At 60.9% G+C, this 23,227-nt stretch carries 26 protein-coding genes and 1 tRNA gene; 9 read left to right on the top strand and 18 right to left on the bottom strand.

The window, feature by feature from the left end; all coding sequences use genetic code 11:
• Positions 1 to 16: 16 nt before the first annotated feature.
• Positions 17 to 92, bottom strand: a tRNA-Phe gene (locus tag ACF8MC_RS14190).
• A gap of 704 nt (positions 93 to 796) precedes the next feature.
• Here ACF8MC_RS14190 and speF point away from each other — a divergent pair.
• Entirely contained in the window at positions 797 to 2,962 is a 2,166-nt protein-coding gene (gene speF / locus ACF8MC_RS14185; RefSeq protein WP_164105294.1) for an ornithine decarboxylase SpeF, read from the top strand.
• 50 nt (positions 2,963 to 3,012) lie between these two features.
• Here speF and mltC read toward each other — a convergent pair whose 3' ends face one another.
• The 3 genes from mltC to mutY form a co-directional block, all read right to left on the bottom strand.
• Positions 3,013 to 4,089: a membrane-bound lytic murein transglycosylase MltC gene (mltC, locus tag ACF8MC_RS14180; RefSeq protein ID WP_060453169.1), complete on the bottom strand. Its 1,077-nt coding sequence runs from the start codon at positions 4,087 to 4,089 to the stop codon at positions 3,013 to 3,015.
• A 63-nt stretch (positions 4,090 to 4,152) separates the two neighbouring features.
• Positions 4,153 to 4,425, bottom strand: a complete 273-nt coding sequence (locus ACF8MC_RS14175) for an oxidative damage protection protein (RefSeq protein WP_004937404.1) — start codon at positions 4,423 to 4,425, stop codon at positions 4,153 to 4,155.
• Entirely contained in the window at positions 4,422 to 5,522 is a 1,101-nt protein-coding gene (mutY, locus tag ACF8MC_RS14170) for an A/G-specific adenine glycosylase (RefSeq protein WP_239504640.1), read from the bottom strand. The genes ACF8MC_RS14175 and mutY overlap by 4 nt, the downstream gene beginning before the upstream one ends.
• Before the next feature lie 177 nt (positions 5,523 to 5,699).
• Between mutY and trmB the strand changes: the two genes are divergently transcribed.
• The 5 genes from trmB to ACF8MC_RS14145 all read left to right on the top strand — a co-directional run bounded on the left by trmB (position 5,700) and on the right by ACF8MC_RS14145 (position 9,052).
• Positions 5,700 to 6,419: a tRNA (guanosine(46)-N7)-methyltransferase TrmB gene (gene trmB / locus ACF8MC_RS14165; RefSeq protein WP_033654659.1), complete on the top strand. Its 720-nt coding sequence runs from the start codon at positions 5,700 to 5,702 to the stop codon at positions 6,417 to 6,419.
• Positions 6,419 to 6,745, top strand: a complete 327-nt coding sequence (locus ACF8MC_RS14160) for a YggL family protein (protein ID WP_025304256.1) — start codon at positions 6,419 to 6,421, stop codon at positions 6,743 to 6,745. The genes trmB and ACF8MC_RS14160 overlap by 1 nt, the downstream gene beginning before the upstream one ends.
• Before the next feature lie 95 nt (positions 6,746 to 6,840).
• Positions 6,841 to 7,764 carry a glutaminase B gene (gene glsB, locus ACF8MC_RS14155; protein WP_039567907.1) on the top strand — a complete coding sequence of 308 codons (924 nt, stop codon included), beginning with the start codon at positions 6,841 to 6,843 and terminating at the stop codon, positions 7,762 to 7,764.
• Positions 7,765 to 7,794: 30 nt separating this feature from the next.
• The gene (locus tag ACF8MC_RS14150) at positions 7,795 to 8,517 is read left to right on the top strand and encodes a DUF2884 domain-containing protein (protein WP_033635949.1); all 723 of its coding nucleotides are present in this window, start codon (positions 7,795 to 7,797) and stop codon (positions 8,515 to 8,517) included.
• A 100-nt stretch (positions 8,518 to 8,617) separates the two neighbouring features.
• A complete protein-coding gene (locus ACF8MC_RS14145; RefSeq protein ID WP_019456096.1) occupies positions 8,618 to 9,052 on the top strand; it encodes a DUF29 domain-containing protein in 435 nt (144 codons plus the stop codon).
• A 37-nt stretch (positions 9,053 to 9,089) separates the two neighbouring features.
• Here the strand turns inward: ACF8MC_RS14145 and hemW are convergent, their stop codons facing one another.
• The 6 genes from hemW to ACF8MC_RS14115 are packed head-to-tail and all read right to left on the bottom strand — an operon-like array spanning position 9,090 to position 13,257.
• Positions 9,090 to 10,232, bottom strand: a complete 1,143-nt coding sequence (gene hemW, locus ACF8MC_RS14140) for a radical SAM family heme chaperone HemW (RefSeq protein ID WP_033635947.1) — start codon at positions 10,230 to 10,232, stop codon at positions 9,090 to 9,092.
• Positions 10,225 to 10,818, bottom strand: a complete 594-nt coding sequence (locus ACF8MC_RS14135; RefSeq protein ID WP_033635946.1) for an XTP/dITP diphosphatase — start codon at positions 10,816 to 10,818, stop codon at positions 10,225 to 10,227. Before ACF8MC_RS14135 ends, hemW begins: the two co-directional genes overlap by 8 nt.
• Before the next feature lie 17 nt (positions 10,819 to 10,835).
• Positions 10,836 to 11,126: a DUF167 family protein YggU gene (gene yggU, locus ACF8MC_RS14130; protein WP_033635945.1), complete on the bottom strand. Its 291-nt coding sequence runs from the start codon at positions 11,124 to 11,126 to the stop codon at positions 10,836 to 10,838.
• Positions 11,123 to 11,677 (bottom strand): YggT family protein, encoded by a 555-nt coding sequence (locus ACF8MC_RS14125; RefSeq protein WP_033635944.1) that lies wholly within the window; start codon positions 11,675 to 11,677, stop codon positions 11,123 to 11,125. The genes yggU and ACF8MC_RS14125 overlap by 4 nt, the downstream gene beginning before the upstream one ends.
• Before the next feature lie 31 nt (positions 11,678 to 11,708).
• Positions 11,709 to 12,530 (bottom strand): pyrroline-5-carboxylate reductase, encoded by an 822-nt coding sequence (gene proC / locus ACF8MC_RS14120; RefSeq protein ID WP_033635943.1) that lies wholly within the window; start codon positions 12,528 to 12,530, stop codon positions 11,709 to 11,711.
• Positions 12,531 to 12,549: 19 nt separating this feature from the next.
• A complete protein-coding gene (locus ACF8MC_RS14115; RefSeq protein WP_033649587.1) occupies positions 12,550 to 13,257 on the bottom strand; it encodes a YggS family pyridoxal phosphate-dependent enzyme in 708 nt (235 codons plus the stop codon).
• Positions 13,258 to 13,277: 20 nt separating this feature from the next.
• Between ACF8MC_RS14115 and ACF8MC_RS14110 the strand changes: the two genes are divergently transcribed.
• The gene (locus tag ACF8MC_RS14110; RefSeq protein ID WP_164105241.1) at positions 13,278 to 14,300 is read left to right on the top strand and encodes a type IV pilus twitching motility protein PilT; all 1,023 of its coding nucleotides are present in this window, start codon (positions 13,278 to 13,280) and stop codon (positions 14,298 to 14,300) included.
• Here the strand turns inward: ACF8MC_RS14110 and ruvX are convergent.
• The 6 genes from ruvX to ACF8MC_RS14080 all read right to left on the bottom strand — a co-directional run bounded on the left by ruvX (position 14,297) and on the right by ACF8MC_RS14080 (position 18,495).
• Positions 14,297 to 14,719 carry a Holliday junction resolvase RuvX gene (gene ruvX / locus ACF8MC_RS14105; protein ID WP_015379046.1) on the bottom strand — a complete coding sequence of 141 codons (423 nt, stop codon included), beginning with the start codon at positions 14,717 to 14,719 and terminating at the stop codon, positions 14,297 to 14,299. The two genes, ACF8MC_RS14110 and ruvX, sit on opposite strands and share 4 nt — an antisense overlap.
• On the bottom strand, positions 14,719 to 15,282 hold the full coding sequence (locus ACF8MC_RS14100) for a YqgE/AlgH family protein (protein WP_033635940.1): 564 nt from the start codon (positions 15,280 to 15,282) through the stop codon (positions 14,719 to 14,721). The genes ruvX and ACF8MC_RS14100 overlap by 1 nt, the downstream gene beginning before the upstream one ends.
• Positions 15,283 to 15,423: 141 nt before the next feature.
• Positions 15,424 to 16,374: a glutathione synthase gene (gshB, locus tag ACF8MC_RS14095; protein WP_164105242.1), complete on the bottom strand. Its 951-nt coding sequence runs from the start codon at positions 16,372 to 16,374 to the stop codon at positions 15,424 to 15,426.
• 10 nt (positions 16,375 to 16,384) lie between these two features.
• Positions 16,385 to 17,116, bottom strand: coding sequence for a 16S rRNA (uracil(1498)-N(3))-methyltransferase (gene rsmE / locus ACF8MC_RS14090; RefSeq protein ID WP_164105243.1), 732 nt, complete (start codon positions 17,114 to 17,116; stop codon positions 16,385 to 16,387).
• Positions 17,117 to 17,185: 69 nt separating this feature from the next.
• Positions 17,186 to 17,881: a deoxyribonuclease I gene (gene endA, locus ACF8MC_RS14085; RefSeq protein ID WP_164105244.1), complete on the bottom strand. Its 696-nt coding sequence runs from the start codon at positions 17,879 to 17,881 to the stop codon at positions 17,186 to 17,188.
• A gap of 101 nt (positions 17,882 to 17,982) precedes the next feature.
• Positions 17,983 to 18,495 carry a SprT family zinc-dependent metalloprotease gene (locus tag ACF8MC_RS14080; protein WP_016930082.1) on the bottom strand — a complete coding sequence of 171 codons (513 nt, stop codon included), beginning with the start codon at positions 18,493 to 18,495 and terminating at the stop codon, positions 17,983 to 17,985.
• A gap of 372 nt (positions 18,496 to 18,867) precedes the next feature.
• Here ACF8MC_RS14080 and fumA point away from each other — a divergent pair, with 372 nt between their 5' ends.
• Together fumA and ACF8MC_RS14070 are read left to right on the top strand one after the other, a co-directional pair.
• Positions 18,868 to 20,514: a class I fumarate hydratase FumA gene (gene fumA / locus ACF8MC_RS14075; protein WP_164105245.1), complete on the top strand. Its 1,647-nt coding sequence runs from the start codon at positions 18,868 to 18,870 to the stop codon at positions 20,512 to 20,514.
• A 150-nt stretch (positions 20,515 to 20,664) separates the two neighbouring features.
• A complete protein-coding gene (locus tag ACF8MC_RS14070) occupies positions 20,665 to 21,531 on the top strand; it encodes a helix-turn-helix domain-containing protein (protein WP_164105246.1) in 867 nt (288 codons plus the stop codon).
• Here ACF8MC_RS14070 and ACF8MC_RS14065 read toward each other — a convergent pair.
• Together ACF8MC_RS14065 and ACF8MC_RS14060 are read right to left on the bottom strand one after the other, a co-directional pair.
• Positions 21,455 to 22,507: an XdhC family protein gene (locus ACF8MC_RS14065; RefSeq protein WP_033649595.1), complete on the bottom strand. Its 1,053-nt coding sequence runs from the start codon at positions 22,505 to 22,507 to the stop codon at positions 21,455 to 21,457. The two genes, ACF8MC_RS14070 and ACF8MC_RS14065, sit on opposite strands and share 77 nt — an antisense overlap.
• Before the next feature lie 8 nt (positions 22,508 to 22,515).
• A complete protein-coding gene (locus ACF8MC_RS14060) occupies positions 22,516 to 23,100 on the bottom strand; it encodes an NTP transferase domain-containing protein (protein WP_164105247.1) in 585 nt (194 codons plus the stop codon).
• Positions 23,101 to 23,227 lie beyond the last annotated feature (127 nt).

Genomic DNA, 23,227 nt, shown 5'->3' with positions numbered 1-23,227 from the left:
CGGGTTCTTCTGAATATGGTGCCCGGACTCGGAATCGAACCAAGGACACGGGGATTTTCAATCCCCTGCTCTACCGACTGAGCTATCCGGGCAACGGGGCGCATTAAACCGTATTGGCCGGATGGCGTCAATCGCTTTCTGTCACAAAGCCGATCGGTTGCTCTATTTTCAGGCAGCGAACCCGGCGGGATGGGGGGCGGGGGGATATCGCCTTTCAATAAATATGCATATAAAACGTGTATTTATACCGATGACACGAGCGTGGGTTATTATTTTTTAATTAAATAACAATGCATTATGATTTAATCAACGAGCGTTCAATCAAGGCGATTCTTGCTTGAACCCCGCAACGAATCATGCAATCATTGCGCAAATTTTAGCACTCTCCGTTCCCTGACGGTGTTCACGCTTCTTATAAGCCAGAGGGTTATTGGCATGACTGGTTTTGTTGCTCAAGCGCTGCTGCGCACCAGACATCTGACGCCGCCACCGTTCCGCCGTTGTTTCCTCCGTACGCCATCCGCCCGAATACGCCTGCCGGCCATGCGGTAAGGCCGCCTGATGCTCGCTGTTAGGCATGCGTAAAGCCAGCGCTGCGGCCCTGATTTTACTGATGCCTGTCGGACGCTGCCAAGACCAGTTCCCCCGATAGCCGCCTGATGATCGCCGATCATGAGCCGGTCACGCACGCCGCTTATGCTGCCGTGCCCGGGTATCGCTTTACCGGGATAACCGCGTTATCTCATTACCGTGCCGGTGGCACACCCTCATCCTTCACCGTTTGAGAGTCAGCATGATGAAAGAATTGAAAATCGCGACCAGCGCCAGCCTGGTCGCTACCATTGAGACGCTGCGTCAGATCGTGCGCGTAGAGCAGACGGACTACACCGACGTGGCGGCGGTGGTGGTGTCGGTCGCCGACGTGAACGCCGGCATTCTGGCGCGCTTGCAGGCGACGGGATTCGACATTCCGACCTTCGTGGCGGTGGAAGGGGACGAGCATCTCTCGCCGGACTATCTGCCGTTCGTCAGTGGGGTTTTCGCGCTGCTGGCCGGCGCCAGCAAGCCGTTCTACATGGCGCAGCTGGAGGCCGCCGCCGACGCCTACGAGCAGGCGCTGCTGCCGCCGTTCTTCAAAACGCTGAAGACCTACGTCGAGATGGAAAACTCGACCTTCGCCTGCCCGGGGCATCAGGGCGGCGAGTTCTTCCGCAAGCACCCGGCCGGCCGGCAGTTCTTCGATTTCTACGGTGAAACCCTGTTCCGTTCCGATATGTGCAACGCCGACGTCAAGCTGGGCGATCTGCTGATCCACGAGGGGTCGGCCAAGGATGCGCAAAAGCACGCGGCGCGGGTGTTCAACGCCGATAAAACCTACTTCGTGCTCAACGGCACCTCGGCGGCCAACAAGGTGGTGACCAACGCGCTGCTGACCCGTGGCGATCTGGTGCTGTTCGATCGCAACAACCACAAATCCAACCACCACGGGGCGCTGATCCAGGCCGGCGCCACGCCGATCTATCTGGAAACCGCCCGCAACCCGTTCGGCTTTATCGGCGGCATCGACGCGCACTGCTTCGACGAACGCTACCTGCGTGAGCAGATCCGCGAAGTGGCGCCGGAGAAGGCCGCGGCGGCAAGGCCGTTCCGGCTGGCGATCATTCAGCTCGGCACCTACGACGGCACGATTTACAACGCTCGCCAGGTGATCGACACCATCGGCCACCTGTGCGACTACATCCTGTTCGACTCCGCCTGGGTGGGCTACGAAGGCTTTATTCCGATGCTGAAAGAGTGTTCGCCGCTGCTGCTGGAGCTGGACGAACACGACCCGGGCATTTTCGTCACCCAGTCGGTGCATAAACAGCAGGCGGGGTTCTCGCAGACCTCGCAGATCCACAAGAAAGACGATCATATCAAAGGGCAAAAGCGCCACTGCAACCACAAGCACCTGAACAACGCGTTCATGCTGCATGCGTCGACCAGCCCGTTCTATCCGCTGTTCGCCGCGCTGGACGTCAACGCCAAGATGCACGCCGGCCCCGCCGGGCGCCGCATGTGGATGGACTGCGTCAAGCTGGGCATCGAGACGCGCAAACAGCTGCTCAAGCGCTGCTCGCAGCTGAAGCCGTTTATTCCGCTGCAGGTGGCGGGCAAAGACTGGCAGGATCACGATACTGACCTTATCGCCAACGACGCGCGCTTCTTCACCTTCGTGCCGGGGGAGACGTGGCACGGCTTCGAAGGCTATGCCCAGGATCAGTATTTGGTCGATCCGTGCAAGCTGCTGCTGACCACGCCAGGGATTGACGCCGCGACCGGCCAATACACCGAGTTCGGCGTGCCTGCCACCATTCTGGCCAACTTCCTGCGCGAGAACGGCATCGTGCCGGAGAAGTGCGATCTCAACTCGATCCTGTTCCTGCTGACCCCGGCGGAGAACCCGGCCAAGATGGAACAGCTGGTGGAGATGCTGGCGCAGTTCGAGCGCTATGTTGCAGAGGACGCGCCGCTGAGCGTGGTGCTGCCGACGGTGTACCGCAAGAACGAGCAGCGCTACCGCGGTTACAGCATTCGCCGGCTGTGCCAGGAGATGCACGATCTGTACGTCAGCTTCGACGTCAAACAGCTGCAAAAGGAGATGTTCCGCCAGGATCATTTCCCGCCGGTGGTGATGAACCCGCAGGACGCCAACGTGGAGTTTATCCGCGATAACGTCGAGCTGGTGCCGATCGGCCAGGCGGAAGGGCGCATCGCGGCGGAAGGGGCCTTGCCGTACCCGCCGGGCGTGCTGTGCGTGGTGCCGGGCGAAGTGTGGGGCGGCGCGGTGCAGCGCTATTTCCTGGCGCTGGAAGAGGGCATCAACCGCCTGCCGGGCTTCTCGCCGGAGCTGCAGGGGGTCTACATCGAGAAAAAAGATCACGGCTGGAAGCGCATCTTCGGCTATATGATCAAGCCATAGAAAAAGGGCCGGTTCGCACCGGCCCTTCTCATTTATCCACGCGGAACGCGTTACTTCCTGCGGTAGCTCTTCTGCGCGGTATTCACTTTCACCAGATAGCGGCGCGACTCGGCGGCCGGGTGCTTGGTGGTCAGCGTCTGATACACGTCGCCCGGCTGCATGGCGTTGATGATGCCCACCGCGCGCGTTCTGTCGCTGGAGAACACCCGCAGCACGCTGCCGGCGCCGCCGTTGTAGGCGGTGATCACCGCATAGCGGCGCGAGGTCGGGTTCTGAATGCCGCCCAGGTAGTTGTTCTGCAGGATCGCCAGATAGGCGGTGCCGGTGTCGATGTTGTTCTCCGGATCGAACAGGTAGCTGCGGCTCGGGGTGCCCCACTTGCCGCGCATCTGGAACACATCCTTGCCGGCGGTGTGCTGCATCACCTGCATCAGGCCCAGCGCGTCCGAACCGCTCACCGCATACGGGTTGAAGCTCGATTCGGTCTGCATGATCGCCAGGATCAGCGATTCGTCCACGCCGTATTTTTCCGACGCCTTGCGCACCATCGGCAGGTATTTGTGCGCACGTTTGTCCAGGTGGTTCGGCACCAGTTGGATGGTGACCGAGTAGATCACGTGCAGGCCGGAGGTGCGTTTTTGCAGCTTGGTCTGCAGCAGGTAATCGGCGAAGTGCGCCGCGCGCCATTCCCAGCGGATCGGCGCGCCCTTGTTATCCAGCACCTGGCCGTACAGGAACGGCTCTTTGCTGATCTGGATATCGTTGGCGTCGGAATAGAGATCGATGGACCCCGGATCGTCACCCATCAGCAGCGTGCTGATGATCGCCTGGCGCAGGTGCGCGGCCGGATCGGTGGTGGCGATGGTCTCGATGGTAATGGCGCCGGTGTCGAAGTTGATGTGGCTGCGGGTTTGGTATTGGTCGGTATATTTGACGTAGTCTTTCGGCCCGGCGATCAGAACTTCGTTCAGACCCCAGATGTTCTCGATGTTGTGGGCGAATTGGCCCATCAGAATGTCGAAGCCGTTGGTATCTTTGATCCAGGCTTCGTTGATATCTTCACTTTTTTTGCCGGAACAGGAGATCAGCAAAGGCGCTATTACGAGCAAAGCTAAAATTTTCTTCATCTTAAAGCCGTTTGGAAGAAGTATAAGAGGATTGAAGCGGGCCAGCGCCTGGCCCCAACAGCGTTATTCGCTCGGCGGCGTATAGCCTTCGATGTGCACGTCGTGCCCTTCGAACAGGAACTTGATCATTTCCTCTTCCAGCAGCTTGCGGTCGTCCACGTTCATCATGTTCAGCTTCTTCTCGTTGATCAGCATGGTCTGCTTCTTCATCCACTCGCCCCAGGCTTCCTTGGAGATCTCGTTGTAGATGCGCTTGCCGACGTCGCCGGGATAAAGCTGGAAGTCCTGGCCTTCGGCGTCGCGCTGCAGGAAAGTACAAAAAATGGTGCGGCTCATGCTAATTCCTCATCGATGGCGCTATCGCCATATAAGTTTTGTTGGATCGGGGGCTGCTTCGCCAGCTGTTGCAACAGGCGGTCCACCGGCGCCGCCAGCCCGACCGACGGCGGCTGCGCTAAGTTATACCAGAGACCCGCGCCCTCATCCATGCCGCTGCCCGCCGCGTCGAGCGACAGCCACATCGGCACGATATCGAGGTGGAAATGGCTGAACGTGTGGCGAAACGCGGTCAGCTGTTCCAGGCGCTTGCCTTTCAGACCGCGCTGCTGCAGCCAGAGTTCCAAATCGACGCGCGCGCTGAACTGCGGGAAGCAGAACAGACCGCCCCACAGCCCCACCGCCGGGCGCTGTTCCAGCCACACGCGCTCGCCGTGCTGCAGCAATAAGAAGTAGGCGGTTTTTTCCGGCAGGATCTGTTTGGGTTTCTTGCCGGGGTAGTTGGCCCAGCTGTGATTGGCGTAAGACAGGCAGCCGACGTTGAGCGGGCAGAGTTCACACTTGGGCTTGGAGCGGGTGCAGACCATGGCGCCCAGATCCATCATCGCCTGGTTGAACTGGCCGACGCCCTGCGCCGGGGTGACCTCTTCGCTGATTTTCCACAGCCGGTTTTCGACCTCTTTCTTGCCCGGCCAGCCCTCCACCGCGTAGCAGCGGGCCAGCACGCGCTTCACGTTGCCGTCGAGGATCGGATAGTGTTGGCCCAGCGCCAACGACAGCACCGCGCCGGCGGTGGAACGGCCGACGCCCGGTAAATCGGCGATTTCTGCGAAGGTTGTCGGGAACTCGCCGCCGTGCTGTGCGACAATGGTCTGCGCCGCCTTGTGCAGGTTGCGGGCGCGGGCGTAATAGCCGAGGCCGGTCCACAGATGCAGCACTTCGTCCAGCGGGGCCTCCGCCAGCGCGCGCACGTTGGGAAAACGGGCCATAAAGCGCTGAAAATAAGGAATGACGGTGGCAACCTGGGTCTGTTGCAACATCACCTCGGAGAGCCATACTTGATAGGCGGTTTTCTCCAGCTGCCACGGCAGGGTCTTGCGGCCGTAGCGCTGATACCAGTCAAGCACCACCTGTGCGAATTGTTGTGCTTGCATCATGAGCAGCGTCGTTATCCGGCAGAAAATGAAGCGAGATTGCAGCATAGAGTCATGGTGCTGTAAACCGGAACTTTCCGACGCCGCACGGCGGGTACAGAAGATGAACACTTGCTAAACCAATGTATCTTTGCATAATGCGCGTTTCCCTAATTGGCAGCCAAACAGACAGAAAGCACTATGATTAATGACGTCATCTCCCCGGAATTTGATGAGAACGGCCGCGCGATGCGCCGTATCCGCAGTTTTGTCCGCCGCCAGGGGCGGCTGACCAAAGGCCAGCAGCACGCGCTGGAGAACTATTGGCCGGTGATGGGCGTGGAGTATCAGGCTGACGCTGTCGATCTCGCCGCGCTGTTCGGCCGCGACGCGCCGACGGTGCTGGAGATCGGTTTTGGCATGGGCGCCTCGCTGGTGACCATGGCGGGCAACAACCCGCAGCAGAACTTTTTAGGGATTGAGGTGCACTCGCCGGGCGTGGGCGCCTGCCTGGCCGACGCCCACGAGGCGAAGCTGAGCAACCTGCGCGTGATGTGCCACGACGCGGTTGAGGTGCTGGAAAACATGATCCCGGACGGCTCGCTGGACATGGTGCAGCTGTTCTTCCCCGATCCGTGGCACAAGGCGCGCCACAATAAGCGCCGCATCGTGCAAACGCCGTTTGTCGAACTGGTGCTGCGCAAGCTGAAGACCGGCGGCGTCTTCCACATGGCCACCGATTGGCAACCTTATGCGGAACATATGTTAGAGGTTATGAACGGGGTCGCAGGCTACCGTAATCTTTCCAGCGATAATGATTACGTGCCGCGTCCGGATTCGCGCCCACTGACGAAATTTGAATTACGCGGCCAGCGCCTGGGACATGGCGTTTGGGACTTGATGTTTGAGAGGAAAGAATAATGGCTAAGAACCGCAGTCGTCGTTTACGTAAAAAGTTGCACATTGAAGAATTTCAGGAGCTGGGTTTCTCCGTAGCCTGGCGCTTCGCCGAAGGCACGTCGGTGGAAGACATCGACAGCACGCTGGATACCTTCATCGATGAAGTGATCGAGCCGAACGGCCTGGCGTTTGACGGCAGCGGCTACCTGCAGTGGGAAGGTCTGATCTGCCTGCAGAAGATCGGCCACTGCACCGACGAGCATCGCGAGCTGGTGAAAAACTGGCTGGAAGCGCGCAAACTGAGCGACGTTAAGGTCAGCGATCTGTTCGATATCTGGTGGGATTGATCGCGCTTGCCCGATGAGCGCGGCTTCGCGCCGCGCCGTTTTATTGATTTAAGGTGCCTTAACGGCGCCTTTGTTTTGCCCGGAGTGTGACCGAGGTGGTAACAACATTGGATAACGCGTTGCTGGAGGAGATCCTGCAACAGGTGCGCCCGCTGATTGGCCAGGGGAAAGTGGCCGACTACATCCCGGCGTTGGCGGAAGTGCCCGCCGATCGGCTGGCGATCGCCGTCTGCACGGTGGACGGCGAACTGTTCCAGGCCGGCGACGCCGCGGAGCGCTTCTCCATTCAGTCGATCTCCAAGGTGCTGAGCCTGACGCTGGCGCTGACGCGCTATCAGGAGCCTGAGATCTGGCGGCGCGTCGGCAAAGAGCCTTCCGGCCTGCCGTTCAACTCGCTGCTGCAGCTGGAGATGGAACAGGGCAAACCGCGCAATCCGTTTATCAACCCCGGCGCGCTGGTGGTGTGCGACATGCTGCAAACCCGGCTCAGCGCCCCCAAACAGCGGATGCTGGAGGTGGTGCGCCAGTTGGCCGGCGAAGACGACCTGGCCTATGACCTGCGGGTGGCGCGCTCCGAGTTCGAACACTCCGATCGCAATGCGGCCATCGCCTACCTGATGAAGTCGTTCGGCAACTTCGAGAACGACGTGATCACCGTCCTGCAAACCTATTTCCACTACTGCGCGCTGCGCATGAGCTGCGTGGAGCTGGCGCGCAGCTTCGTGTATCTGGCCAATCGCGGCCGCGATCTCAGCGGCGAGGCGGTGATCAGCCCGCTGCAGGCCCGGCAGATCAATGCTCTGATGATGACCAGCGGCATGTACGACGGCGCCGGCGAATTCGCCTATCGGGTGGGGATGCCGGGCAAGTCCGGCGTGGGCGGCGGCATCGTGGCCATCGTACCGGATGAGTTGTCGATCGTCGTCTGGTCGCCGGAGCTGGATGCTTCCGGCAACTCGCTGGCGGGAACTGCGGCGCTGGAACTGTTGTCTCAACGTATCGGTCGTTCGATTTTTTAATCCCAATCTGGATGGGAGTCAGGAGAAGCTATGTTGAAGAAAACCGGGTTAGCCTTACTGCTGCTGGCGGCGACTGCCGCGCAGGCCCACGCCGAGTACCAATGCAGCGTTAAACCCCAGGATGATGTGATCATCAGCCCGCAGAGCGTGCAGGTGAAAGGCGCCAGCGGCGACCTGCAAATTTCGCCGGATGGCGACGTGATCCGCAACGGCCAGGCGCTGAGCCTGAACGACAGCCAGCGGCAGAAAGCCTTCAGCTACCAGAGCGCGCTGCGCAAGCAGCTGCCGTGGATCGACGACGGCGCGCAGCAGCACCTGGAGAAAGCCCGTTCGGCGCTGGATAAGGTGATCGTCAAAGAGTTGGGCAGCAACAGCAACGTGCGCAACCGGCTGACCACCCTGAACGGCCAGCTGAAGCAGCAGATGAACCGCATCATCGAACACCGCAGCGACGGCCTGACCTTCCACCACAAGGCGATTGACCAGGTGGAACAGGACGGCCGCAACATCGTGCAGCAGAGCATGGGCGGGGTGCTGCAGGACAGCCTGAACGAGATGGGCGTCAAACAGGCCGCCAACAGCGGCGGCAACCCGCTGCAGGCGATCATGGGCAATCTGGGCGGCTTGCAGAAGGCGATCCAGAACGAATGGAACAACCAGGAGCAGGACTTCCAGAACTTCGGCCGCGACGTTTGCAACCGCGTCACCGCACTGGAAACCCAGCGCAAGGATCTGCTGAAGGCGTTGAAGTAAGTTAAGAATTTCCTCGGGAGAACGTTTTTTGACCTTCTGAAGCTTATCTGACAGACTGGTCAAACTACGTACAGATTTAGGGATGTTTACGGAGGACGCTATGAGCCATACACGTTACGAAACCGATGTTGTCGCCTGGGCAAATGAACAGGCAGCTCTTTTGCGCTCCGGAAAATTGTCTGAGATCGATATTGAAAAGATCGCCGAGGAGATTGAGGACGTGGGGAAGAGCGAGCAAAGGGAACTTGCTAGCCGGATGACGGTGCTGATTGCACATTTGCTTAAATGGAAATATCAGCCGGCCAGGCGCGGAACCAGTTGGGAGAGAACGATTAAAGCGCAGCGCAAAGAGGTGCTTTACAGCTTGAAAGAGTCTCCCAGCCTAAAAGGTAAACTGGGCGATGCTGATTGGCTGGATGTCGTCTGGTCGAAGGCCGTTGCGCTCGCCACGGCCGAAACCGGGCTGGATGTGTATCCGGAAAACGGCATCTGGGAAACTCAGCAGATTCTGTCTCAGACGTTTTACCCGGATTAACACCAATAAAAAAGCGCTGATTATTCAGCGCTTTTTTTTACTCGTCGTCTGCCAGGAACAGTTCCAGCAGCGAGTTGAGGAACAGTTTGCCCTTCTCGGTGATCTGCCAGTGCTCCGCGGTTTCTTCCAGATAGCCTTTGGCCAGCGCTTCGTCCAGCTGCGGGCGAATGACGCTTTCCGCCAGCCCGGTGTAGTTGACGAAGTCGGCGCGCGGCGCGGCTTCCAACAGGCGGAAGCGGTTCATGAAGAACTCGAACGGCCGATCCGCCGCCGCCACCTCATGCTGCTTGTCCATGTAGTCGCCGCGCATAAAGCCGCGCGGGTGCTTGGTCTTGGCGGTGCGCAGGATGCGCCCGTCGCTGAAGGTCACCTTGCCGTGCGCGCCGCAGCCGATCCCCAGGTAGTCGCCGAAGCGCCAGTAGTTAAGGTTGTGCTGGCATTGGTAGCCCGGTTTGGCATAGGCCGAGGTTTCATACTGCTGATAGCCGGCGGCGCTCAGCAACTGGTGGCCGCGTTCGAAGATATCCCACAGCGCGTCGTCATCCGGCAAAACCGGCGGGCGTGAGCTGAACAGGGTGTTCGGCTCGATGGTCAGCTGATACCACGACAGGTGCGGCGGATTGAGGGCGATAGCCTGGCGCAGATCGTCCAGCGCCTCTTCCAGCGACTGATCCGGCAGGCCGTGCATCAGATCGAGGTTGAAGCTGCGCAGGCCGAGGCCGGTCGCCAGCGTTGCCGCGCGCTTGGCCTCTTCCGGGCCGTGGATGCGCCCCAGGCGGGTCAGCTTCTCGGCGCTGAAGCTTTGCACCCCGATGGAGATGCGGTTGACACCGGCGCGCTGGTAGCCGCTGAAGCGATCGGCCTCCACGGTGCCGGGGTTGGCCTCCATGGTGATTTCGGCGTCGTCGGCGACGCGAATGCGCGCCCGCACGCCGTCCAGCAAGGCTTGCATCGCCTCGGCGCTCAGCAGGCTGGGGGTGCCGCCGCCGATAAAGATGGTGCTTATCTCCCGGCCCCCGGCCAGCGGCAGGTCGGCATCCAGATCCGCCAACAGATGATCGACATACTCCTGATGCGGCACGTCACCCTTCAGCGCATGGGAGTTGAAGTCGCAGTACGGGCATTTCTGCACGCACCACGGGATGTGGATGTAGAGACTCAGCGGGGGCAGCTTAAGCATTGCGCATGGCTTCCAACATCAGCTTCAGCGCCTTGCCGCGGTGCGAAATCGCCCGCTTCTCGTCGCGGCTCAGCTCGGCGGCGGTGCGGCCCAGCTCCGGCACGTAGAAGACAGGATCGTAACCGAAACCGCCTTCACCGGCGGCCTGCTCGGTGATTTCGCCGGCCCAGCTGCCGTGGAACACCAGCGGCGTCGGATCCTGCGCATGGCGCAGATAGACCAGCACGCAGTGGAATTGCGCGCCGCGCCGGCCCGGCGCCACGTCTTTCAGCGCCGCCAGCAGCTTGTCGAGGTTCTGTCGATCGTCGGCGTCTTCACCGGCATAGCGCGCGGAGTAGATGCCCGGTGCGCCGCCCAGCGCGTCTACCGCCAGGCCGGAGTCGTCGGCGATCGCCGGCAGGCCGGTGACCTGTGCCGCATGGCGCGCTTTCAGAATGGCGTTTTCGATAAACGTCAGCCCGGTTTCTTCGGCGGATTCCACGCCCAGATCGGTTTGCGCGACCACGTCCAGGCCGAAATCGGCCAACAGGTCGGCGAGTTCGCGCACTTTGCCCGGGTTACCGGTGGCAAGAACGACTTTTTGCATAATGACTACCTTGAAAATTATTCGATGAGCGCCGCGACCACGGCGGGGATCTGTTGCGGATTCAAGATGCGTAACTGTTTATGCCGCCCCAGTTCGCCTTTCTCGATGGTGACGTTGCTTTTCGCCACTTTGAACTGCTTGGCGATAAACTTGATCAGATGGGCGTTGGCTTGGCCGTCGACTGGCGGGGCGGTGATGGCGACTTTCAGTTCGTCGCCATGCAAGCCGATAATTTGGTCGCGGCTGGCTTTCGGCTGAATATATAGCCTGATCGCCAGCCCGTCCAGCACCGGAGTGACTGCACTCACAGCAGGAACCAGATCTCGCCGAACAGATCCATGCCCAGGTAATTGATCAGATAGAGGATCAGGATCACCACCATGGCGGAAAAGTCGATGCCGCCCATCGCCGGGATGATGCGACGGATCGGCGCCATCAAGGGTTCGGTGAGCTGGTACATTACATAGTCGATCGGGCTGCGGCCCTGACTGATCCAGCTCATCAGCGCACGAATGATCATCACCCAGAAGATCAGGTAGCCGGCAGACTTCACCAGCGAGATCAGGCCGAACAGCAGGTTATAGGGGCTGAGCGACATCGCGCCGCCCTGGATCAGCAGCAGCAGCGGGTACTTGATGGTCATCAGCAGGAACGCCAGCAGCAGCGAAGCGCTGTCGATGGGCCCCAGCGACGGGATGATGCGGCGCAGCGGGCCGACCACCGGCTGGGTGATCTTCACCACAAACTGCGAGAACGGGTTGTAAAAATCGGTGCGTGTCCATTGCATCCAAATGCGCAGCAACAGCACCATCACGTACAGATCAATAACGGTCTTGACCAGGAAAGTCAGCGTTAGCATGAAGTGGTCCTTCTCCTTAACTCATGGTTATTTAAAATAATTTTTCCATCTCTTGCGCGCGGGAAACGGCGGCCTGCATCGCTTGCGCCACGGTTTCCGGCAGCTGGCGTTCATTGAACACCCGCAGCGCTTCAGCGGTGGTGCCGCCTTTGGAGGTCACCTGCTCGCGCAGCGTGCCCAGCGGCGTATCCGGGTTGGCTTCCACCAGCGCGGCGGCGCCGGAAGCGGCCTGCTGCACCAGATCGCGCGCGGTCTGGCTGTCGAAGCCCATACGTTCGGCCTCTTTTTGCATCGCCTCCATAAACAGGAAGAAATAGGCCGGGGCGCTGCCCGCGGCGGCGATCACGCCGTTGATGCCATTTTCGTCATCGACCCAGCAAACTTTACCGACCGACGCCATTAAATCGCCGGTGTAGTCGCGATCCTGCTGGCTGACCTGCGCCGGCGCGTACAACCCGCTCATGCCCTTGCCGACCAACGACGGGGTGTTGGGCATGATGCGCACGATGTCCAGCTTGTCGCCGAGCAGCTGATAGAAACGGCTGACCTGAATACCGGCGGCGATCGACAGCACCAGTTTGCCGCTGAAATCGACCTGCTCGCGCAGCGGTTGGCAAACGTCGGCCATCATCTGCGGTTTGACCGCCAACACCACTACTTCGGCCGCGCGCGCGCAGGCGACGTTGTCGCCGCTGCTGACGATGCCATAGTCCGCCGCCAGCGCATCGCGGTTTTTCGCCGAAGGGGCGCAGACGCTGATGGATTTGGCCGGATAGCCGCCCGCCACCAGGCCGGCGATGATTGCACGCGCCATGTTGCCGGCGCCGATAAAGGTAATCTTGCGATGTTGCATCAAATCCCTCGTCTGTTTGTCAGGCCTGCGAGTAGTCGCGGGCGCCAAAAATTGCGGTGCCGATGCGCACCAGGGTGCTGCCTGCGGCGATCGCTGCCGCCATGTCGTCCGTCATGCCCATAGATAGCGTATCGGCCTGCGGATAACGCTGACGCAGGGCGAGAAATGCGTCGTTCATCTGGTTGAATACCGCCAGCTGCCGCTGATAATCCGCTTCTGGCGCCGGGATGGCCATCAGGCCGCGCAGCGTCAGGTTCGGCAGCGCAGCGATCGCTTCGGCCAGCGCTGGCAGTTCGCTTAACGCGATGCCGGATTTGCTCTGCTCGTCGCTGATGTTGATTTGAATCAGCACGTTGAGCGGCGGCATGCCGGCCGGGCGCTGATCGCTCAGGCGCTGGGCGATGCGCAGCCGATCTACGGTATGGCACCAGGCGAAGTGTTCCGCCACCAGCCGACTCTTATTGGATTGCAGCGGGCCGATAAAGTGCCACACCAACTCGCCGCCCTGCGGCGACTCGGCGAAATGCCGGATCTTGTCTACCCCTTCCTGCACGTAGTTCTCGCCGAAGGCGCGCTGGCCGGCGGCGATGGCTTCTTCGATCGCCGCCACAGGTTTGGTTTTGCTGACTGCAAGCAGGGCAACTTCTTCTGGCGCCCGCGCGCAGTTTTGCGCGGCGGCCGCGATGCGGTTTCTGACATCCTGCAGGTTCTGTTGGATAGTGCTCATTATTGACCCGGGAGAGTGATATGGATATCGATGAATTCGTGGCCCTTAGTGTAAAGCATAATGCTTCCGATCTGCACCTTTGTGCCGGCCATCCGCCGATGTTGCGCATCGACGGTGAACTGCAGCCGCTGGCGGCGGCGCCAACGCTGACGGCGCAAGGCGTGCAGGCCCTCTGCGACGGATTGCTGAATGCGCAGCAGCGCGAGAGCCTGCGGCGGCAGGGGCAGGTCGATCTGGCGCTGCACCGGCCGGGCGGGGAGCGGCTGCGGGTCAACGTTTTTCAGCAAAGCGCGGGGATGTCTCTCGCATTGCGGCGCATCGCCGGGCAGGCGCCCTCGCTTGCCGAGCTGGCGGCGCCGGCCATCGTCCCGGCGTTGCTGCGGCGCGACGATGGGCTTCTCCTGGTCACCGGCGCCACCGGCAGCGGCAAGTCCACCACGCTGGCGGCGATGATCGACGAGATCAACCGGCACCAGCCGCGGCACATTTTGACGCTGGAGGATCCGATCGAATTCCTGCACCGCAGCCGACGTTCGCTGATCCAGCAGCGGGAGATCGGCCGCGACAGTCAAAGCTTCGATGCGGCGTTGCGCGCCGCGCTGCGCGAAGATCCGGATGTGATCCTGCTGGGCGAACTGCGCGATATTGCCACCATTCGGCTGGCGCTCACCGCGGCGGAGACCGGCCACCTGGTGCTGGCGACGCTGCACACCCGCAGCGCGCCGCAGGCGGTGGAACGGCTGGTGGACGTGTTTCCGGCGGAAGAGAAACCCTATGTGCGCGCCCAGCTGGCCGGCAGCCTGCAGGCGGTGATCGCGCAAAAGCTGATGAGGCGGCCCGGCGGCGGGCGAGTGGCGATCTTTGAGGTGCTGACGGCGACGGCGGCGGTCAGCAACCTGATCCGCGAAGGGAAAACCCATCAGTTGGCGAGCGTGTTGCAAACCGGCGCGCAGTCCGGCATGCAAACCTTTGAGCAAGGTTTGCAGCAGCGGATCGACGCCGGCGTGTTGGGGGATTGTGTTGGCGAAGGGGCGGGGAGTTAACCCAGCTGCCGTTCGAACCAGCTTTCGAGGATCACCACCGCAGAGGCGGAATCCACGCTGCCTTTGTCGAGCGCGCGGAAGCCGCCGCGATCGAACAGGTTGGCGCGCGCTTCCACGGTGCTCAGGCGCTCGTCATGCAGATCGATCTGGATGCCGAAGCGGCCGTGCAGGCGGTTGGCGAACTTGCGCGCCTGGGCGGTCACGGGTTGTTCGGTGCCGTCCATGTTCAGCGGCAGGCCGACCACCACCAGATCCGGCTGCCACTCCTTCAGCAGCTTTTCGATTTTCAGCCAGTCCGGCGAGCCGTCCTGCGCTTTGAAGGCCGGTAGGGCGCGGGCGCTGCCGGTCAACTCCTGGCCGACGGCCGCGCCGATGCTTTTGGTGCCGAAGTCGAAGGCGATAATGGTGCGGTTGCTCATCAGGCGTGTCCTGCGTGGTTGGCGATGCTGCGAATGTCGATACCCAGAAGGTTCCCCGCTTCGCGCCAACGGCTGGCGATCGGCGTGCGGAACAGAATGTCGGTGTTGGCTTCGATGGTCAGCCAGGCGTTCTCCAACACCTCCTGCTCCAACTGGCCCTTTTCCCATCCGGCATAACCCAGCGCCACCAGCACGTCGTCCGGTTGTTCCGGGGTGCCGAGCGTTTCCAGCACGTCTTTCGAGGTGGTGATCATGGTGTTGGGGGAAATTTGAATGCTGGCGCCGAAGCCGTGGCGCGGCGTATGCAGGATAAATCCGCGATCGTCCGCCAGCGGGCCGCCGGCGAACACCGGCTTGTCCAGGCTGATGGCCGGATCGCGCGCAGGCGGCATGATCTTCAGCTTGCTCAGTACCGTGGCTACCGTGAACTGCTCCACCGGTTTATTGATCACCAAACCCATGGCGCCTTCTTCGTTGTGCTCGCAGACGTAAATCACCGAGCGCTTGAAGCGAGGATCCTGCAGGGTGGGCATGGCGATCAGAAAATGGTGCTGTAAATTCATGGCGTTAGTATAAGGTAATCAATGGGTGAGAAAATAAACAGCCGCCAGTATGCGGCTATACCCGCCGCCTTTCAAGCCGCGAAAAGGCGGCTTTGGCGGGCGCGATGCTGGATAGCGGACGGCAGGCCGCCCGCATGCGCATTACTTCGCCGCCAGGCGCTTTTCAATCGCGTCCATCAGCATGCCGGTAATCGAGATGGGGAATGCCGCCTCAATTTCGCGTGCGCAGGTTGGGCTGGTCACGTTGATTTCGGTCAGGCGATCGCCGATCACGTCCAGGCCGACGAAGATCAGCCCTTTCTCTTTCAGCGTCGGCGCGACGGCGCGGGCGATTTTCCAGTCGCTCTCGCTCAGCGGGCGCGCTTCGCCACGGCCGCCGGCCGCCAGGTTGCCGCGGGTCTCGCCCTGCGCCGGAATGCGCGCCAGGCAGTAAGGCACCGGCTCGCCGTCGACGACCAGGATGCGTTTGTCGCCGTCCTTGATCGCCGGCAGGAAGTTCTGCGCCATGCAGAAACGGCTGCCGTGTTCGGTCAGGGTTTCGATGATCACCGATAGGTTAGGATCGTCCTGCTTCACGCGGAAGATAGACGCGCCGCCCATGCCGTCCAGCGGCTTCAGGATGATGTCGCCGTGCTGCTGGTGGAATTTGCGGATGTGCGCGGCGCTGCGGCTGACCAGCGTGTCCGGCGTCAGCTCAGGGAACCAGGCGGTGAACAGCTTCTCGTTGCAGTCGCGCAGGCTTTGCGGCTTGTTGACCACCAGCGTGCCTTTGACTTCGGCGCGCTCCAGAATGTAGGTCGCGTAGATGTATTCGGTATCGAACGGCGGATCCTTGCGCATCAGGATCACGTCCAGATCGTGCAGCGCCAGATCCTGCTCGCTGCCGAAGCTGAACCAGTTTTCCTTGTTTTCCTTCACGCTCAGCAGGCGAGTGCGGGCGCGCCCGTCACCGGCGTGCAGATAGAGATCGTTCATCTCCATGTAGTGCAATTCGTAACCGCGGCGCTGCGCTTCGAGCAGCATGGCGAAGCTGGTGTCTTTCTTGATGTTGATGGAGTCGATAGGGTCCATCACGATGCCGAGCTTAATCATCTTTTCTCCTTTAACCCAGGTCGCCGAAGCGGACCTGCAGAGCGGTAATGGCGGTGAGCGCTGTGGTTTCGGTACGCAGCACGCGTGGCCCCAGCAGAATATCAGTAAATCCGTGGTTGGTGGTCATGGCGATTTCGTCGGCGGACAAACCGCCTTCCGGGCCGATCAGCAGGCGGACGCGGTCTAGCGGCTGCGGCAGCGTGTTGATGCTGTGGCTGGCGCGCGGATGCAGGTTGAGCTTCAGGCTGCCGTCCTGCTCGGCGCACCAGGCTTCCAGTGACATCGCCTCGCGGATTTCGGGAATGCGGTTGCGGCCGCACTGTTCGCAGGCGGCGATGGCGATCTTTTGCCATTGCTGGATTTTCTTCGCCAGACGCTCGCCGTCCAGTTTGACGCCGCAGCGCTCGGAAAACAGCGGGGTAATGACGTTGACGCCCAGCTCGATGGACTTCTGAATGGTGAACTCCATCTTCTCGCCGCGCGAGATCACCTGGCCCAGATGCAGGTTGAGCGGCGATTCGATGTCGTCCACGCGGCCGTCGCCGAGGCGCACCAGCACGCTCTTTTTGTCCACCCGAACTATCTCGGCGTCGAACACCTGGTTGCTGCCGTCGAACAGCTGCAGCGCCTGGCCGGCGCTCATGCGCAGCACGCGGCCGACGTGGTTGGCGGCGTCCTCGCTGAGGGCGATCTCCGCCCGATCGGTCAACGGCTGCGGATGGTAAATGCGGGGTATGCGCATGGGTAGTCTGATCCTGACGAAACGGCGCCGCGGGTTGGCGGCGCCATGAAAGATAAAGGCTATAGTAGGTTAGCTTTTCCGCTGCTGACAAGCCTGTTGAATATAGGGGTTGTGGTTGCCCTGCACCTTGGCGATACGTGCTTCACGCTGACATTCCCATTGGCTCACCGGATATTGCCGGTTCCACACCTCGAACAGCTGGGTTTGCTGGCGTGACAGCCGCAGCTGGTAGCGATCGCGCATGTAGAAGTAGGTGCGGGCGATGGCGCCGCGGGCGCGGGCGGGCGGCTCCGCCTGTTTATTCTTGAAGTCCACCTTCATCGGGCATTGCCCGTACTGGCCTTCACCGCCGTTCCATTGGCTGTACATGAAGTTATTGCGATCGCCGTTCACTTCGCCGATCGCCGGCTGCAGGTTGTGCAGATCGGTTTCTATCTGGCGATAGGTGGCGTCCTTGTTGCAGTTCTTGCGCCCGCCGTCCTGCCAGCACTGCAGCTGGTGGCCGAACTGCCAGGCCGGCACCACGTGTTCCCACTCGATACGCTGCGCGTGTTGGGCGTTTTTACGCACCTGATAGCCGCAGCCGGCGAGATCCGGGATGCCCTTCTTGCCTTGCCAGTCGATGCGGCAGCCGCAGTAAAAGCTGCCCGGCGCATCCTGGTTAATCTTGGCCGCCGCCGCCTTGGCCTGAGAAAAATTATTGATGCCGTGCGCCTGTACGGCGCCTGCGGCGAAAACCGCCATAAACAAAATTCTGCGAAGCATATTCCAAAACAGCTCAAAATTGGAAAAGCAGGCAGGGTAACGGAACTTGCCGGCAGTGGCAAATGGCGATATTTGCTTGTTTTAACGTATAAATCGTTTAACTAAAGGTTCTCGCTAGCGAGAAATTTCAGTTTTTCGCCGCACCGGCGGCAGCGGTATTCGCTTTCGCCGCGCAGCACGCGATTATGGCGGCGAATGGTGAGCTGGTGCTGCCCGCAGCCGCAGCGATAGGGGAAGGTTTTGCTTTGCACCGAGGCGGTTTCGAAGCGGTGGGTGCGGCTGGCGGGGGTCAGCAGCACGCTTTCCATCATCCAGCGCCATTCGCGGCCGTGCGGCGCCACCCGGCCGAATTGGCGAAACACCAGCAGGTGCGCCAACTCGTGCGGCACCACTTCATCGATAAACGGCTGTTGGTTTTCCAGCAGCAGCACCGGATTCAGGCGGATTTCCCAGCTTTGCAGCCAGGCGGTGCCCGCGCTGGTGCCGCGTTGCTGATAGACGATGCTGGGTTCGGGGAACTCGACGGCAAAATGCCGGCGGGCCAACTGCAGCTTTTCTCGCAGGCAGCGCATCACCGCTTGTTGCAGCGCGATGGGGATTCTCGGTTTGTTCATTGCGGCCTAGCTTAAGCAATGGCGCGGCGGCTGACAATATACCCCGGCGTAAATCCGCATCCGACGCTTTCTTGGCGCTGCGCGCCGGTTTTTCGCCACATTGATAAGGCGATCGCCGCCGATGGATTGTAATCAATGTGTTAACTGCGGGATAATAAAGCGTGCATGATGAGCCTGTACCCGCAGTTCTCACCGAGCAAGGTTGAAACGCCGCCTGTGGTAATCCCTTACGCAAAGAGCGGTTATTTTGCGATTTGGCGCAATAACTGACTGATTAAAAATACGTAAGGTGGAGGCAGTTTTTTGACAAGGCGCCGAGCCGTGCGCCGCAAGTGTGAATTTAACGCAGCTGATGTTGCAAGTGAGAGATCAATGTCGAATAAACCGTTCCACTATCAAGATCCGTTCCCGCTGAAGAAAGACGATACCGAATACTACCTGCTGAGCCGCGACCACGTTTCCGTGAGCGAATTTGAAGGCCAGGAAATTCTGAAAGTTGCCCCTGAAGCGTTAACCCTGCTTGCCCAGCATGCGTTCCACGACGCCTCGTTCATGCTGCGCCCGGCGCACCAACAGCAGGTGGCCGATATCCTCGACGATCCGGACGCCAGCGAAAACGACAAGTACGTTGCGCTGCAATTTCTGCGTAACTCAGAAATCGCCGCCAAGGGTATTTTACCGACCTGCCAGGACACCGGCACGGCGATCATCGTCGGCAAAAAGGGCCAGCGCGTCTGGACCGGCGGCGGCGATGAAGCCGCGTTGTCGCGCGGGGTGTACAACACCTACATCGAAGAGAACCTGCGCTATTCGCAGAACGCCGCGCTGGATATGTATAAAGAGGTCAATACCGGCAGCAACCTGCCGGCGCAGATCGATCTCTACAGCGTGGACGGTGAAGAGTACAAGTTCCTGTGCATCGCCAAGGGCGGCGGTTCCGCCAACAAAACCTATCTGTATCAGGAAACCAAGGCGCTGCTGTCGCCGGGCAAACTGAAAAATTACCTGGTCGACAAGATGCGCACGCTGGGCACCGCGGCTTGCCCGCCGTACCACGTGGCGTTCGTCATCGGCGGCACCTCGGCGGAAGCGACGCTGAAAACCGTCAAGCTGGCTTCGACCAAGTATTACGATGGTCTGCCAACCGAAGGCAACGAGCATGGCCAGGCGTTCCGCGATCTGGAACTTGAAGCGGAATTGCTGCAAGAAGCGCAGAACCTGGGTCTGGGCGCGCAGTTCGGCGGCAAATACTTCGCGCACGATATCCGCGTGGTGCGCCTGCCGCGCCACGGCGCGTCGTGCCCGGTCGGCATGGGCGTCTCCTGCTCGGCGGACCGCAACATCAAAGGCAAGATCAACCGCGACGGCATCTGGCTGGAAAAACTGGAGCACAATCCGGGGAAATTCATTCCTCAGGAGCTGCGCCAGGCCGGGGAGGGAGAGGCGATCAAGGTCGATCTCAACCGTCCGATGGCCGAGATCCTCAAACAGCTGTCGCAGTACCCGGTTTCCACCCGCCTGTCGCTGAGCGGCACCATCATCGTCGGCCGTGATATCGCGCACGCCAAGCTGAAAGAGCGCCTGGATCGCGGTGAAGGCCTGCCGCAGTACGTCAAGGATCACCCGATCTACTACGCCGGCCCGGCCAAAACGCCGGAGGGCTACGCGTCCGGTTCGCTGGGGCCAACCACCGCCGGGCGTATGGACTCCTACGTCGATCTGCTGCAATCCCACGGCGCCAGCATGATCATGCTGGCGAAAGGCAACCGCAGCCAGCAGGTAACGGATGCCTGCCACAAGCACGGCGGTTTCTATCTCGGCAGCATCGGCGGCCCGGCGGCGGTGCTGGCGCAGCAGAGCATCAAGAGCCTGGAGTGCGTGGAGTACCCTGAGCTGGGCATGGAAGCGATCTGGAAAATCGAGGTGGAAGATTTCCCGGCGTTTATCCTGGTGGATGACAAAGGCAATGACTTCTTCCAGAAGATCCAGGCCGGTCAGTGCTCCAGCTGCCTGAAATAAGCGCGGCCCCCTTCGCCGCCTGCGGGCGGTGAAGGGGATTGTGTAAAGTCCTGTAGCCTGCTGGACGGCGAGTTTTAACCTGTATACCCTACGCGGACAGCACTAAAATTCGACTAATGGAATATCGGCAACAGAAGGCTCGGCAAGCACATGAGTACGCAGGAAAGTCATATCAAGGAATTGCTGGTCTGGATTGAGGATAATCTGACCAATCCGCTGTCGTTGGATATCGTTTCCGCCAAGTCAGGCTATACGAAATGGTATCTGCAGCGCATGTTCAAGAAGCAGACCGGATTATCGTTAGCTTCGTATATCCGCGCTCGCCGCCTCTATCTCGCCGCCTTCGCCTTGCGTTTCACGCAGAAGAGCATCCTCGATATCTCGGTCGAATACCAATTCGATAACCAGCAGACGTTCTCGCGCTGTTTCAAGAAACACTTCGCCGAATCGCCCAGCGTCTATCGCCATGCCCGCAAGCAGGACTTCAGCAATCTGGTGCGTTCGCTGGCGGCCAGCCAGCCGGGCGATATTCAGGTCGAACGCGTCAGCATCGCCAGCGGGCAATACGCCTTTCACGGCAAGCAGTACGCTTATCACCTGGATATCGAGAAGCTGGACAAGTCGCACCTGCCGCAGCGCAGCGCGCTGCGGGCGCAGTTCTATACCTTATTGGGCGAGCGCCCGATGCAAACCTATTCGTTTACCCAACTGGTGCCGGACGGCGAGCGGGTCAGGGTCGATTATACCCTGGGCGTGACGACGGAATACCCGCTGCGCGAAGGCGTGGTGCTGGAGCCGCTGCCGGAGATCCACGGCGAGTTTTGCCGTTTTCGCTATTCCGGCAAGCCGGTGGCGCTCAATGACCACATCATTCAAATCTACACGCAGGTGCTGCCCGAAATGGGGCTGGCCCGCGGTGACGGGCCGGACATGACGGTGTTCAGCTATTCGCTGAGCGGGAAAGAGGAGCTGCATCTGGAGCTGCAGCATCTGGTGCCGGTGGTGCCGCTGCATTGAGCCCGTCGGCGGCCGGCAGCCGGTTTTTTTGCTGCACGATCGCCGCCATCACCGCCAGGGCGATCTCCGCCGGGGTTTTGCTGCCCAGCGGCAGGCCGATCGGCGCATGGATGCGTTCCAACTCCTGTGGGGTGAATTCGGCAATCTGCTGCAAACGCTGGCGCCGCCGCGCGCTGTTTCTGAGCGAGCCCATGGCGCCGATGTAAAACGCCGGGGTGTGGATCGCTTCCATCAGCGTCAGGTCGTCCATGCGCGGATCGTGGGTCAGCGCCACGACGGCGGTATTGGCGTGGCAACCCCCTTCCTCAATGAATTTGGCCGGAAACTGACGCAGCAACGTCACGCCCGGTTTCAGCTCGGCGGCAAAGTTATCCAGCGCCTCCGGGCGGTTCTCGCACACCAGCACCTCAAACCCCAACGCCACGGCGAAATCGGCGCAGTAAAGCGCCACGCTGGACAGCCCGGCGATCAGCAGGCGCGGCGCGGCCGCGATGTGCAGGGTGATCTGCTCGAGCCGGCGTTCGACCTGGGTGGCGCTGGTGAAGTGGCTCTGCTCGAGGCTGTGGCAGGCGTTGGGCAGCGTCAGGCGTTTGATCAACGCGTGATGCCCTTCCAGCGCGCCGGCGATGCGCCGCAGGTAAGCGATGCTGGCTTCACTCGCCGGCAGGTATTCGATCAGCACGTCCAGCACGCCGCCGCAGGGCAGCGCCACGTTGGGCGTCATGCCGCCTTCGCCGTAGCGAATCACCTGGCTGGCCGCCTGATACTCCCCGGCGGCCACGCGGCGCAAAAAATCCTCCTCCACGCAGCCGCCCGACAGCGAGCCGCTGTAGCGGCCATCGCGGGTCGCCGCCATCAGCGCGCCCGGCGAGCGCGGCGAAGAGCCGTAGGTGCTGAGCACGGTACATAACCAGACCGGCTGTTGCTGCAGCCAGCTTATCGCCTGGCTGACCACGGTGACGTCAAGATGTTGCATAGGTGAATTTACTCGCTGGCCGGGAGTTGCGATGGAAGATCAATATCCTGCACGACGCCGGGTTGCTCAAGCGGCAGCAGGTGCACTGCCGCGCCTTGCAGCAGTTCACGCGCGCCATTATCGCCGCGCAGTTGGCAAAGGGGTTTGCGCAATAGAGCGGAAAAGCCGACCGGATGACCGGGCTGTTGCGCATAGCAGGGGCGCACGATCGCGTGCTGCCGTAAGGCATCCGCCACCTGCCGGAAAACATCGGCGCCGACGAACGGCATATCGGCCAGGTGAATCAGCCAGCCCTGCCAGTGCGGCGTGGCCGCAACGCCCGCGGCGATCGAGTCGCCGAGGCCCGCGCTGGCGAGCAGGGTGACCGGCACCTGGTTGGCGGCGCAGGCGGCCAGCACCGGCAGATTATCCGGCCGGGTCACCACCTGTACCGGCAGGCCGGAGGCCAGTGCCTGGCGCAGGGTGTGTTCGAACAGCGATCGCCGCTCGCCCGCCGCATCGGCAAATCCGGCGTTCAATTTGTTGCCCTGGCCGCCGGCCTGAATAAAGCGCTCCCCGCGTCCGGCGGCGGTAATGACAATGCCCGTGGTCATGGTTGAAGTCCGCGTTTGCGCAAATTATTTATTAGCCTACAAACTACCTGTGTTTTGTAAATGTTTTTTTGTTGAAAACAGCCTGTTAATCATCACATAATTTTAGTTATAAGCATATGCTTATGAC

It is taken from the genome of Serratia sp. LACPHL-BACT-2024-00286, assembly GCF_043109535.1.
Taxonomy (GTDB): domain Bacteria; phylum Pseudomonadota; class Gammaproteobacteria; order Enterobacterales; family Enterobacteriaceae; genus Serratia; species Serratia sarumanii.
Note: the sequence above shows the minus strand (reverse complement) of the source record. Positions and strands in the feature narration are given on the sequence as shown.

Coding starts and splice junctions, on each gene's coding strand:
- endA (WP_164105244.1), bottom strand. CDS start 17,881: ATGCTTCGCAGAATTTTGTTTATGGCGGTTTTCGCCGCAGGCGCCGTA.
- ACF8MC_RS14110 (WP_164105241.1), top strand. CDS start 13,278: ATGGATATCGATGAATTCGTGGCCCTTAGTGTAAAGCATAATGCTTCC.
- ACF8MC_RS14070 (WP_164105246.1), top strand. CDS start 20,665: ATGAGTACGCAGGAAAGTCATATCAAGGAATTGCTGGTCTGGATTGAG.
- ACF8MC_RS14115 (WP_033649587.1), bottom strand. CDS start 13,257: ATGAGCACTATCCAACAGAACCTGCAGGATGTCAGAAACCGCATCGCG.
- trmB (WP_033654659.1), top strand. CDS start 5,700: ATGATTAATGACGTCATCTCCCCGGAATTTGATGAGAACGGCCGCGCG.
- ACF8MC_RS14160 (WP_025304256.1), top strand. CDS start 6,419: ATGGCTAAGAACCGCAGTCGTCGTTTACGTAAAAAGTTGCACATTGAA.
- ACF8MC_RS14145 (WP_019456096.1), top strand. CDS start 8,618: ATGAGCCATACACGTTACGAAACCGATGTTGTCGCCTGGGCAAATGAA.
- hemW (WP_033635947.1), bottom strand. CDS start 10,232: ATGCTTAAGCTGCCCCCGCTGAGTCTCTACATCCACATCCCGTGGTGC.
- gshB (WP_164105242.1), bottom strand. CDS start 16,374: ATGATTAAGCTCGGCATCGTGATGGACCCTATCGACTCCATCAACATC.
- ruvX (WP_015379046.1), bottom strand. CDS start 14,719: ATGAGCAACCGCACCATTATCGCCTTCGACTTCGGCACCAAAAGCATC.
- proC (WP_033635943.1), bottom strand. CDS start 12,530: ATGCAACATCGCAAGATTACCTTTATCGGCGCCGGCAACATGGCGCGT.
- speF (WP_164105294.1), top strand. CDS start 797: ATGAAAGAATTGAAAATCGCGACCAGCGCCAGCCTGGTCGCTACCATT.
- ACF8MC_RS14080 (WP_016930082.1), bottom strand. CDS start 18,495: ATGAACAAACCGAGAATCCCCATCGCGCTGCAACAAGCGGTGATGCGC.
- mltC (WP_060453169.1), bottom strand. CDS start 4,089: ATGAAGAAAATTTTAGCTTTGCTCGTAATAGCGCCTTTGCTGATCTCC.
- ACF8MC_RS14150 (WP_033635949.1), top strand. CDS start 7,795: ATGTTGAAGAAAACCGGGTTAGCCTTACTGCTGCTGGCGGCGACTGCC.
- ACF8MC_RS14100 (WP_033635940.1), bottom strand. CDS start 15,282: ATGAATTTACAGCACCATTTTCTGATCGCCATGCCCACCCTGCAGGAT.
- rsmE (WP_164105243.1), bottom strand. CDS start 17,116: ATGCGCATACCCCGCATTTACCATCCGCAGCCGTTGACCGATCGGGCG.
- ACF8MC_RS14175 (WP_004937404.1), bottom strand. CDS start 4,425: ATGAGCCGCACCATTTTTTGTACTTTCCTGCAGCGCGACGCCGAAGGC.
- mutY (WP_239504640.1), bottom strand. CDS start 5,522: ATGATGCAAGCACAACAATTCGCACAGGTGGTGCTTGACTGGTATCAG.
- fumA (WP_164105245.1), top strand. CDS start 18,868: ATGTCGAATAAACCGTTCCACTATCAAGATCCGTTCCCGCTGAAGAAA.
- ACF8MC_RS14135 (WP_033635946.1), bottom strand. CDS start 10,818: ATGCAAAAAGTCGTTCTTGCCACCGGTAACCCGGGCAAAGTGCGCGAA.
- ACF8MC_RS14060 (WP_164105247.1), bottom strand. CDS start 23,100: ATGACCACGGGCATTGTCATTACCGCCGCCGGACGCGGGGAGCGCTTT.
- ACF8MC_RS14065 (WP_033649595.1), bottom strand. CDS start 22,507: ATGCAACATCTTGACGTCACCGTGGTCAGCCAGGCGATAAGCTGGCTG.
- ACF8MC_RS14125 (WP_033635944.1), bottom strand. CDS start 11,677: ATGCTAACGCTGACTTTCCTGGTCAAGACCGTTATTGATCTGTACGTG.